This window comes from Shewanella sp. S1-58-MNA-CIBAN-0166 (assembly GCF_040310085.1).
In the GTDB taxonomy this organism is placed as follows: Bacteria; Pseudomonadota; Gammaproteobacteria; order Enterobacterales; family Shewanellaceae; genus Shewanella.
In genome coordinates this window covers 1-625 of the sequence record NZ_JBEOPN010000081.1, presented here as the reverse complement: position 1 = coordinate 625, position 625 = coordinate 1, and the positions used below count along the sequence as shown (strand labels likewise).

Here is a 625-nt window from a genome sequence, read left to right as displayed (position 1 = left end):
GAGACCGTGACTGCGTACCTTTTGTATAATGGGTCAGCGACTTACATTTTGTAGCGAGGTTAAGCGAATAGCGGAGCCGTAGGGAAACCGAGTGTTAACTGCGCGTTTAGTTGCAAGGTGTAGACCCGAAACCGAGTGATCTAGCCATGGGCAGGTTGAAGGTTGAGTAACATCAACTGGAGGACCGAACCGACTTATGTTGAAAAATGAGCGGATGACTTGTGGCTGGGGGTGAAAGGCCAATCAAACTCGGAGATATCTGGTTCTCCTCGAAAGCTATTTAGGTAGCGCCTCGAGCGAATACCATTGGGGGTAGAGCACTGTTAAGGCTAGGGGGTCATCCCGACTTACCAACCCTTTGCAAACTCCGAATACCAATGAGTACTACTCGGGAGACAGACAGCGGGTGCTAACGTCCGTTGTCAAAAGGGAAACAACCCAGACCGTCAGCTAAGGTCCCAAAGTGTATGTTAAGTGGGAAACGATGTGGGAAGGCTTAGACAGCTAGGATGTTGGCTTAGAAGCAGCCATCATTTAAAGAAAGCGTAATAGCTCACTAGTCGAGTCGGCCTGCGCGGAAGATTTAACGGGGCTAAACATACCACCGAAGCTACGGGTGCATTTC

Annotated in this window: 1 rRNA gene; it reads left to right on the top strand. The window is 49.8% G+C overall.

Annotation, left to right across the window (positions count from 1 at the left end):
• Nucleotides 1-625: ribosomal RNA gene (locus AAEY99_RS21170) — 23S ribosomal RNA — on the top strand; the annotation flags it as partial.